This is a genomic window from Mucilaginibacter sp. (assembly GCF_041663085.1).
Lineage (GTDB): Bacteria > Bacteroidota > Bacteroidia > Sphingobacteriales > Sphingobacteriaceae > Mucilaginibacter.
Map to the genome: position 1 here is coordinate 1 of NZ_JBAZRC010000053.1, position 10,331 is coordinate 10,331.

A 10,331-nucleotide genomic window follows, 5' to 3' on the forward strand; every position below is an offset into this window, starting at 1 on the left:
GGAACTCAAAAGAAAAGCACCCGTGAGATATTTAGCACTCATCTTATTTGTTTTATTGTTTGCTGCCTGCGGCGGCAGTGCCGATTTTTCGCCAAAGCCCCGGGGATATTACCGTATCGAGTTTCCTAAAAAGGAATACCAGGCATATAATGAAGGATGCCCCTTTACTTTTGATTACCCTAAATACAGCAAGGTAGAACCTGATAAGTCGGCAAAGGCAAAACCCTGCTGGCAAAATATAGAGTTCCCGCAATTTAATGCTACACTGCATTTAAGCTACGAAACCATAAAATCGAAAAAAGAGTTTAATGAATTGGTAGAGGACGCGCATAAGCTGAGCTTTAAACACACCGTAAAAGCAACCTCTATTGATGAAGGGGTTATTTCATATCCCGACCGTAAGGTTTACGGTATTTACTACACTATTGATGGTAACGCAGCCTCATCGGCACAGTTTTTCCTGACGGATAGCACCAAACATTACCTGCGCGGTGCACTGTATTTTAACTCCGAACCACGGCTGGATTCGATACAACCCGTGCTTAATTTTATCAAGAAGGATGTGGATGTGATGATAAAGAGTTTTAAGTGGAAATAACCCCCGGTTGTAATTTCGAACGAGGTACGAGGAGAAATCTTATCCACCTTGCACATAGCCAATACACAAGTTGTATAAGATTTCTCACTATCGTTTCGAAATGACATATTGTTTATTGGCTATGCCCTGCTAATAACCTACTTTTGCAACCATGGCTACCGTTCAATCCTTTGTAAATAATCCCTACCAGGAAAACACCTACCTGCTATTTGACGAAACCGGCGAATGCGCGATCATTGACCCGGGTATGTACACCGCTGCCGAGCAAAACGCGGTGGTGACATTTATTAAGGATAATAACTTAAAACCGGCACTGCTGTTAAACACCCATTGCCATATAGACCATGTGCTGGGCAATAAATTTGTGTTTGATCAGTATGGTTTAAAACCACAGTTTCACGAGGGCGAATCGGAAGTACTGGCAGCTGTGGTAGCCTACGCCCCATCTATGGGGCTCAGGTATGACCCATCCCCCCTGCCAGATACTTACCTGCCCGAAACCGGCACCGTTAAGTTTGGTAATGCCGAGCTTGAATTGATCTTCGCTCCCGGCCATTCACCCGCGCATTTGTGTTTTTATGACAAAGCGGCAAACATACTTATAGGAGGCGATGTATTGTTCAGGAACAGCATTGGCCGTACCGATTTGCCCGGTGGTAATTATAGTACGCTGATCAAAAATATTGAAGAGAAGCTTTTTTTACTGCCTGATGACTGTACGGTTTACCCCGGCCATGGCCCCGAAACAACCATAGGTTACGAAAAACAAACCAACCCATACTTATAATAAGCATTTGAATACTTCCATCTATATAGCCAAAAGGTACCTGTTCTCAAAAAAACAGACCCACGTTATCAATGTCATATCGGGCATATCAATGATGGGGGTGCTGGTTGGTAGCGCAGCGCTTATCATCATCCTATCAGTATTTAACGGGCTGGAAGAAGTTATCCTGAAGTTATACAGCAACTTTACGCCCGAGCTGAAGATAGAACCCCGTTTGGGCAAAACGTTCGACCCAAACACGCCATACCTTGCCGGCCTTGGCCGCGATGTGAGGGTGGTATCATACACCCAGGTATTGCAGGAGAAAGCCCTGATTAAATACGCCGACAGGCAGTTTATAGGTACGGTGAAAGGTGTAAGTGACGATTTTTTTAAGGGGCGCACGCTGGATAGCACCATACAATTTGGCTCGTTCACATTAAAAGATAAAGGCCAAAACTTTGCTGTTATTGGTGCTACAGTACAGTCCAACCTGGGTGTAAGCTTAAAAAGCCAGCTAACTTTTCTTCAAATATTTTCGCCTAAGCGCAAGGCCGGTAATTCTACCGACCCGATGAACGATTTTACGTTCCGTTCCATATTGCCATCGGGCGTGTTTGGTATCCAGCAGGATTTTGATGACATCATCATCACACCGATAGAGTTTACCCGCGACTTACTTGATGAACCCAACCAGGTATCGTCATTAGAGCTCATCTACAAAAAAGGCACCGATGTGGACGCCATAGAAAAGCGCATAGAAGAAAAGATAGGGAAAGATTTTACGGTGAAGAACCGTAAGGAACAAAACACCGGGCTTTATAAAACCATTAATTACGAGCGGTGGTCGATATTTATGATCCTTACATTTGTGCTCATCATCGCCATATTCAACATCATAGGCTCGTTAACAATGCTGGTGTTAGATAAGCGTAAGGATATTGCTATTTTAACCAGCCTGGGTGCCAACAAGGGCCTTATCCGTCGCATTTTCTTTTTCGAGGGGATGATGATATCTGTTATAGGTTGCATAGGCGGCCTTATACTTGGCCTTATTGTATGTTTGGTACAGATGCAGTTTCACATTATTAAGATGGGCTCGTCGTTATCAGTACTGGATGCTTACCCCGTAGCTTTAAAAGTAAGCGATATAGGGCTGGTATTTTTCACCGTTATTGTAATAGCGGTAATCGCATCGGGCATAAGCTCTAACCTGAGTGTAAAACGGCTGGATGAAATAAAAGCGGATCTGTAGCAGATCGTCAGTTTTGCGAGTCTACTCCCCTCAAGTGCAGCAATGTCTGGGCTGAGTAGACTACGATGCAGGCTTCTAACACAACATATTTACAAACACTATTTTGTAAGCTATTTTCAATTCATTAGCTTTAACCATTACCTTCGCACAATAAATTGAAAACTCATTCGCCTAAGCAGCGTTACTAACATACTATGGAATCTAAACGTCAGCAAAAATTCGCCGGGGTAATACAAGAAGACCTGGCCGCAATATTTCAACGCGAGGGGATGAATTATCTTCCGCACACTTTGGTTACCATTACCAAGGTGCGGGTAACACCCGATCTGGCTATTGCCCGTGTGTTCCTAAGTTTTTTTAACAATACAGATAACCAGCAGGCACTTCAGGTTATCAAATCGCATGCCTCAGAGATCCGCTACAAACTGGGCGCCCGCATTAAAGACCAGGTAAGGGTAATACCCCAGCTGGAGTTTTTTGTGGATGATACCAGCGAATACGTAGAACGTATGGAGAAGATCTTTGATAAAATAAGCCACGAGCCGCGCCAGCCCGATACAGAAGAGAACTAAACAGAAATGAACGCTACCGAAAAACTGGCAGCATATATTAAAGTCCACCCCGGTGCCATTGGCAAAGTGGTGGACTTTGATGCTAAAACAGACGCGCTTTACCCGTTGGATCTTACCGCGGCCAATACCGAATTAACCGAAACATTGGTTGCCGATACCGAAGCCTTTAGCCAATGGATAAACCAGAAACTGGCTGATAATAATTGCCGCTACGGCATTGGCGGTTATATGGAACACCGCACCATTTATACCCGCAGCGCATTATTTGATACTGCTGATGAACCCCGCCGCCTGCACCTTGGTGTAGATATTTGGGGCGCTGCCGGCACACCCATTTACGCACCTTTGCGCGGAACAGTACATAGCTTTGCCGATAACAATAATTTTGGCGACTATGGCCCAACCATCATCCTGCAACATAATCTGTATGGCTTAACTTTATATAGCCTTTATGGCCACCTAAGCCGCGTAAGCCTGGCTGCCTTGCAGGTTGGGCAGGTAATTAAGATGAACCAGCAGATAGCCACTTTAGGTACTGCTACCGAAAACGGGCACTGGCCGCCGCACCTGCATTTTCAACTGATGCTGGATATTGGCGATGAAAAAGGCGATTACCCGGGCGTTGGCAGGTATTCGCAAAAAGGGGAATATTTGCAAAATATACCCGACCCGGAACTTATTTTACAATTTGCTGATGCCCGCAATAGCTAAGGCTTATTTGTAACCACTTTATTATATAATACACCCGATTGCATTTTACACATTAGTGCTTATATTTGCCATCGCTAAAAACTTCATTTAAATAACATAATGAGAGAAATACAATTCAGGGAAGCGCTAAGGGAAGCCATGCAGGAAGAAATGCGCAAGGATGAGAATATATACCTAATGGGCGAAGAAGTTGCCGAGTATAACGGTGCTTATAAAGTAAGCCAGGGTATGCTTGACGAGTTCGGCGCTAAACGTGTTATCGATACGCCTATATCTGAATTGGGCTTCGCCGGTATCGGTATAGGTTCGGCAATGAACGGTTTAAAACCGGTTATCGAGTTCATGACATTCAACTTCTCGTTGGTAGCTATCGATCAGATCATCAACGGTGCAGCCAAGATCATGTCAATGAGCGGTGGCCAGTTCTCTGTGCCAATTGTATTCCGCGGCCCAACAGGTAACGCGGGCATGCTTAGCTCACAGCACAGCCAGTGTTTTGAAAACTGGTATGCAAACTGCCCGGGTTTAAAAGTGGTTGTACCATCAAACCCATACGATGCAAAAGGCCTTTTAAAATCAGCTATACTTGATCCTGATCCGGTTATATTCATGGAGTCTGAGTTAATGTACGGTGATAAAGGTGAAGTGCCTGAAGAAACTTACTATATTGAAATAGGTAAAGCAAACGTAACCAAAGAAGGAAGCGATGTAACATTAGTTGGTTTTGGTAAAATAATGAAAGTAGTTAACGCTGCTGCTGCCGAACTTGAAAAAGAAGGCATCCACGCAGAGGTTATTGACTTACGTACCGTGCGCCCTATTGATTACGAAACCGTAATTAACTCGGTTAAAAAAACAAACCGTTTGGTAATTGTTGAAGAAAGCTGGCCTTTAGGTTCAATAGCTACTGAGATTGCATTTAAAGTACAGAAAGACGCGTTTGATTACCTGGATGCTCCTATCCTGCGTATCATGGGTGGTGATGTTCCGTTGCCATACGCGCCAACTTTAATACAAGAATACCTGCCAAACCCCGAGCGTGTGGTTAAAGCAGTTAAAGAAGTAATGTACGTTACCAAGTAATTGTAACTCCCTAATATTAAAAAGCCTCCCGACGAAAGTTAGGAGGCTTTTGTGTTATAGCGTTCTACAGCCTGTTCCATTTTGCAAAACGGGACAAGTGGAACATGCTGAAATACAACATCTTGCAATTACGGCCTCACCTCTCTATTTAAAGTTTTACTTCATTGTTTATTGCGTAAGTGGCCATTTTACAATAATTTATGTTTTTGCGTTTTTGTTCCGTTTTTTTTGAAAATGGACAAAAAAATGGAGCGGAAATAACATCATAAAAAGCAACTTTTTCCGCCCCTTTTCGCCCTTGTTTCGGCCTTTTCAGGTAGTAAGGCGACAGGTATTGAGCCATCGGCATTTTAATTTAAGGTGTTGATTTTTAGCAAATTAAATATTTACTCTTGTTCCGCTTTACGCCCGAATGGAACAAAATGGAACAGGGTTTTGCAGTTATCAATACAAAACATACCTTTACCTAAAAATTTAGTTATGAAAAGGGTGCCGCTTATTTTACTGTTACTGAGTAGTTATGTTACCGCATTGGGCCAGGTTAAAACAGATTCGGTTTTGTATAAAAAGCTGAGCGCGATGTTTAAGGAAGATCAAAAATGGCGCATCGAATCGGCCAGGTTATATAACAACCAAAAATCCGACTATAACAGGGAAACGATAGATAAAAACTGGACTACCGCAGATAGCATTAATAAAGCGGAAGCAAAAAGTATCATCGCAAAATATGGCTATCCCGGCTATTCGCTGGTTGGCGAAAGCGGCAGCAGTAAGTTTTGGGCCATTGTGCAGCATTGCGATGATGATGTGGCTTTTCAGCAAAAGGTATTACTACTGATGAAAAAAGAGGTTGATCGCAAAAACGCATCGGGCGAAAACTATGCCTACCTTACCGACCGCGTATTAACCAATCTTAACCAAAAACAATTATACGGCACACAAGGTATAAATGACCCAAAAACCAAAAAATGGGCGCCCTTACCCATTAAAGATGCCGCGCATGTGGAAGCACGCCGAAAGGCGATAGGCCTGATGCCGCTTAAACAATATATAGCCGAAACAAACGCCTCTAATTAATTTATCTGTGTAGCTTTGCCGCATGGCAGAATCAAATGTAAAAGACAGCAACGGTAACATCCTTAATGATGGCGACAGCGTAACACTCATCAAAAGCTTAAAAGTAAAAGGTGGCGGTGTAACTTTAAAACAAGGCACACTGGTAAAAAAGATCCGCCTTACAGATGATGACGAAGAGGTTGATTGCAAAATTGACGGGATGAGTATTGTACTTAAAACAGCTTTTTTAAAAAAGAGATAAGTTTGTAATTTAGGATATGGAAAAAACACCACGCCAAAAATTATTGCCTTCGCTGTTCATATTTATTGGGATGATAACAATAGGTGTTAACAGCATTATCAAAGGGATAGACCAGCATGAGACCTGGCGTATTGTATTGGCATCTATATCGGTGGTAATGTTTGCTATCTGTATTGTGTTGATCTTTAGCTACACAAAAAAGCAGGAAAAGGCATCGGTATAAAATCTGTTTTATGCCGAAAGTATTAAAATGCTAAAGTGCCACACTTTAGCTGTTGATATGCGTTCTGTATAAAATAAAAATATATGAGTTCTATCCTCCACGTACTTAATGGCGATGCTACTTTAAACGTTTTTGAACAAACAGGCATTGATGGCGATGTACTGGTTTGGCGCGAGGTTTTATCTGAAGGCCCGCTCTCAGAGAATATCGAATCGGGCAAATTCTGGCAAACACGCGCCGCCTGGATCTCACAAAACTTTAACGATACCCCCGAACATTACCACGATAACATGGTGGCACAGCTGGAGAAATTTAGCCAGCCGTATGAAGAGATAAACCTTTGGTTCGAATTTGACCTGCATTGCCAGGTAAACCTGCTGGGTGTGATGATGCTGCTTTCGCAAAAAACCAACCTGTCCGGCCCTTCGGTATACCTGATATGCCCAACAGAAGTACCCGGTGTTTCTGATTTTCGCGGTATGGGCCAATTGGATAGTGAGCAACTGGAAGGCCTGTACGACAATATCCGTGTACAGCTTGGCGAGTACGATTTTGAACTGGCCACTGAAGCCTGGGACCTTTACATTGCCGGCGATGCGGTTAAGCTACAGGAGTGGATAAACACTACAACCTTTTGGGGCAATATGCACTGCCTTAAACCTGCTATGCAAGCGCATTTAAAGCGGCTGCATAGCAATACAGATGGTTTAAATTATATTGAGCAAAAATTGCTTGATATATATAAAAATGGCACCAAAACCAGGCCTGAGATATACGCCGCCTTTTGGAGCGCAGATAAAATTTACGGCATGGGCGATAGCGAGATCAATACCTACATGGATAAACTCGCTGCCCGCGGGCTTATTAATGTATAAGCTTTACTGAACAGTTACCGCCATAGTAGGCGAGCGTTCGCTTTCGTTCTTTAGCCTGTCTATAGCGGTTATTACGTAAAAATAAGTTTGGCCAGGTTTTACATTGCTATCCATATAAAAGGCCGTGGCATCGTATTGTATGTGCAGTATGTTCTTAGGGTCGCCCAAATCAAATTTCTCATTCTCCTGGAAACGGTATATCACATAGCCATAAACCGGTTCATTATCGCTTGCCGGTAATGGCGCCTGCCATTTAAGCATTACGCCTTTATTTTCGGTATGTGCTATAAAATTTTGCGGTGCATTTGGGGGGATAGAATCAAGCCAAAGCATTTGCGGCGGCAACGCCGGGTAACGGTAAAAATCTTTTCTCAGGCTATCTGCCAAATGGTTGGCATTCCCTATAAGCGATTGCGACCTGAAGAACACACTGCCCTGCGCACGCGGGTTAGCGCGTATCATGCGTATCTGGTTTGGTATCTCTGATGGGTTTTTAAAAGCCGGGCTGCGTAACTCATAAAAACGGTACGGTGCCTGGCCTATGTATAAATGCCGGTTAAAGGTGTTGTTGCTCCACCAGTTCAATAAGGTATCAAACGCGGCGGCACGGTTGCCAATATGCCAGTATATCTGTGGGTTTATATAATCTATCCAGCCTTCCTGCATCCATTTACGGCTATCGGCAAAGTTTTCGATGTATGATGATCCTCCGTTTGTAGCAGAGCCGTCGGGATGCTGGCTTTTGTTGGCCCATATGCCAAACGGGCTGATGCCGAATTTCATGTGGGGCTTGTATTTATGAATACTATCGGCCAGCATATGCACCAGCTTATCAACGTTATCGCGTCGCCAGTCTTTTATATTATCAAAATCCTGCCCGTATTTGTCATAAGTATCGGCGTCCTGTATTACCTGGCCCCTAACCGGGTATGGGTAAAAGTAGTCGTCCATGTGTATGCCGTCAACATCGTAATTTTTTACAACATCCAGTATCACTTGTACAATATATTCACGTACCTCGGGCAAGCCCGGGTTAAAAAGCTTTATACCGTCGTAAATAAAAAACCATTCGGGTTTGGTACGGGTAATATGCTCGGGTGCCAGCGTCCAAAACTTATTATCAAAAGTAGCGCGGTAAGGGTTAAACCAGGCATGCAGTTCCATACCGCGTTTGTGGGCTTCGGTAGTAGCAAATTCAAGCGGATCGTAACCCGGGGCCTGCCCTTGTTTACCGGTTAAATATTTTGACCAGGGTTCGCGGCTTTTGGCGTAAAGCGCATCTGCGGCAGGCCTAACCTGAAACATGATAGCATTGATACCGTTTTGCTGATGGATGTTTAACTCTTCCGCAAGTTCTTTTTTTTGATTTTCGGCAGTTGCCCTTGTATTGGTTGGCCAGTCAAGGTTTACCACGGTTGCAATCCAAACGCCCCTAAACTCGCGTTTAGGCTGTATTGGCGTAACCTCTTCTGGTGCAACTGTTTGGGCTATAGACAGGGAAAATATAATTGAAAAGCAAAGTGTAGTAAGCAGGTATCTGTATAATTGCATTAAGCGAATATTTTATTTTTTAAAGCCCCAAAGATATAAACTCACAACTAAGCAGTTTTAGTATTAGTATAATAATTACGCCTATTTTGTGTTTTAATCATATTGTACTTATTTTAGCCCGTACCATTATAAGTGCAAACAACGGGCCTTTTACTACGTTATGTTAGTTTTTTGCCTATATTTATTTAGATATTAAAAAAAGAAAGATAGCCTTAATAGGTTAGCAACCCGTTAAATTATCATAACCTTTAAATAATTACTATGGAATACCAACCAACAGATAGCCAACCGCAGCAACCCAAAAAAAATTCGAATGTAATTTATTTTTTAATAGCTGTTGTGGTTGCATTATTGGGTACCGATGTTTACCTCTACACACAAAAGAATAAATCGGACATAAAGGTAGTTTACCAGAACGACGAAAAAACAAGGCTACAAACAGAACTAGACAGCCTTGAGGCACAGATAGAACAGGTTAATGCAGGCCGTGCAAAAATGTCGGCAGCTATGCAGGCCAAAAATGATTCGTTACGCTTAAAAATACGCGTGCTTAGAAGCGAGCTGGCTAAAGGTAAACTAACCGTTGCCGAACTAGGCAAAGCGCAGGAGGATATTAAACAGCTAAGGTATTTTGTTACCAAATACACCGCCGATATTGAGGAGCTTAAAAAACAGAACACCACCCTGGCTACCGAACGCGATACTTTAAAAACTAACCTGGCCACTGTTAGCCAAAAAGCTACAGATTTGGAACAAAAGAACCAGGAACTGGACACCAAGGTGAAGGTAGCATCGGCTATTAAAGTAGCTACCGCCGATGTGGTTGCTTATAAAGTGAAGAACAGCGGCAAAGAAAGCGACGTTACCAAGGCTAAGCAGGCTCAAAAGATAAAGATCAACTTTACGGTTGCTACCAATGCTGTTGCCGAAAAAGGCCTGCATGATGTATATGTACGTATTATTGACCCAACCGGAAACCTGATTACCCAAACAGACTCGGGTACATTCAATGCTGATAGCCAAGACCTGCAATACACTTACAAAACATCAATTGATTTTAGGGACGATGGCAGCGGTTATACTATCGACTGGATAAACCCTGCTCCATTCCAAAAAGGCACCTACACTGTGCTTTTATATGCTGATGGATATACTATGGGTAAAACCAGTATAACGCTTAAGTAACAAGCCCTTATAGCTATTTGAAAGCCTCCCGATATGTCGGGGGGCTTTTTTGTTTCTCCCCCTCACGCATTATTCCGGGATGCCAGGCAAAAGTGGGCAACAAACCGCTCGAAGCTGCTACGCTCCCCCCCGCGCTTTATTGCGAGGTACGAAGCAATCTGAGAATTGCGCCCTTACCAATATGTCATTTCGAA

Annotated in this window: 13 protein-coding genes; 11 read left to right on the plus strand and 2 right to left on the minus strand. The window is 43.2% G+C overall.

Annotation, left to right across the window (positions count from 1 at the left end; translation table 11 throughout):
- The first annotated feature begins 22 nt into the window (after positions 1-22).
- From gldD to WC615_RS11645, 6 genes are all read left to right on the plus strand, one after another.
- Positions 23-598 (plus strand): gliding motility lipoprotein GldD, encoded by a 576-nt coding sequence (gene gldD, locus WC615_RS11620; protein ID WP_372978285.1) that lies wholly within the window; start codon positions 23-25, stop codon positions 596-598.
- A gap of 151 nt (positions 599-749) precedes the next feature.
- Entirely contained in the window at positions 750-1,385 is a 636-nt protein-coding gene (locus WC615_RS11625; protein ID WP_372978262.1) for an MBL fold metallo-hydrolase, read from the plus strand.
- 7 nt (positions 1,386-1,392) lie between these two features.
- Entirely contained in the window at positions 1,393-2,619 is a 1,227-nt protein-coding gene (locus tag WC615_RS11630) for an FtsX-like permease family protein (protein ID WP_372978263.1), read from the plus strand.
- Between the two features lie 194 nt (positions 2,620-2,813).
- A complete protein-coding gene (gene rbfA / locus WC615_RS11635) occupies positions 2,814-3,191 on the plus strand; it encodes a 30S ribosome-binding factor RbfA (RefSeq protein ID WP_372978264.1) in 378 nt (125 codons plus the stop codon).
- A gap of 6 nt (positions 3,192-3,197) precedes the next feature.
- On the plus strand, positions 3,198-3,902 hold the full coding sequence (locus WC615_RS11640; protein ID WP_372978265.1) for a peptidoglycan DD-metalloendopeptidase family protein: 705 nt from the start codon (positions 3,198-3,200) through the stop codon (positions 3,900-3,902).
- 99 nt (positions 3,903-4,001) lie between these two features.
- On the plus strand, positions 4,002-4,985 hold the full coding sequence (locus tag WC615_RS11645) for a pyruvate dehydrogenase complex E1 component subunit beta (protein WP_372978266.1): 984 nt from the start codon (positions 4,002-4,004) through the stop codon (positions 4,983-4,985).
- 148 nt (positions 4,986-5,133) lie between these two features.
- On the opposite strand, the gene WC615_RS11650 is transcribed toward WC615_RS11645, so the two are convergent.
- Positions 5,134-5,328: a hypothetical protein gene (locus WC615_RS11650; protein WP_372978267.1), complete on the minus strand. Its 195-nt coding sequence runs from the start codon at positions 5,326-5,328 to the stop codon at positions 5,134-5,136.
- Between the two features lie 137 nt (positions 5,329-5,465).
- Here WC615_RS11650 and WC615_RS11655 point away from each other — a divergent pair, with 137 nt between their 5' ends.
- From WC615_RS11655 to WC615_RS11670, 4 genes are all read left to right on the plus strand, one after another.
- A complete protein-coding gene (locus WC615_RS11655; protein WP_372978268.1) occupies positions 5,466-6,062 on the plus strand; it encodes a DUF6624 domain-containing protein in 597 nt (198 codons plus the stop codon).
- Positions 6,063-6,084: 22 nt separating this feature from the next.
- Entirely contained in the window at positions 6,085-6,303 is a 219-nt protein-coding gene (locus WC615_RS11660; protein WP_290427212.1) for a zinc ribbon domain-containing protein YjdM, read from the plus strand.
- Positions 6,304-6,319: 16 nt separating this feature from the next.
- Complete coding sequence (locus tag WC615_RS11665; protein ID WP_372978269.1) at positions 6,320-6,526, plus strand: hypothetical protein; 207 nt, start codon at positions 6,320-6,322, stop codon at positions 6,524-6,526.
- Positions 6,527-6,609: 83 nt separating this feature from the next.
- Complete coding sequence (locus WC615_RS11670) at positions 6,610-7,401, plus strand: DUF1835 domain-containing protein (RefSeq protein WP_372978270.1); 792 nt, start codon at positions 6,610-6,612, stop codon at positions 7,399-7,401.
- 3 nt (positions 7,402-7,404) lie between these two features.
- Here the strand turns inward: WC615_RS11670 and WC615_RS11675 are convergent, their stop codons facing one another.
- A complete protein-coding gene (locus WC615_RS11675) occupies positions 7,405-8,952 on the minus strand; it encodes a glycoside hydrolase family 10 protein (protein ID WP_372978271.1) in 1,548 nt (515 codons plus the stop codon).
- Positions 8,953-9,213: 261 nt separating this feature from the next.
- Between WC615_RS11675 and WC615_RS11680 the strand changes: the two genes are divergently transcribed.
- Positions 9,214-10,137, plus strand: coding sequence for a hypothetical protein (locus WC615_RS11680; RefSeq protein WP_372978272.1), 924 nt, complete (start codon positions 9,214-9,216; stop codon positions 10,135-10,137).
- The last annotated feature ends 194 nt before the right edge of the window (positions 10,138-10,331 follow it).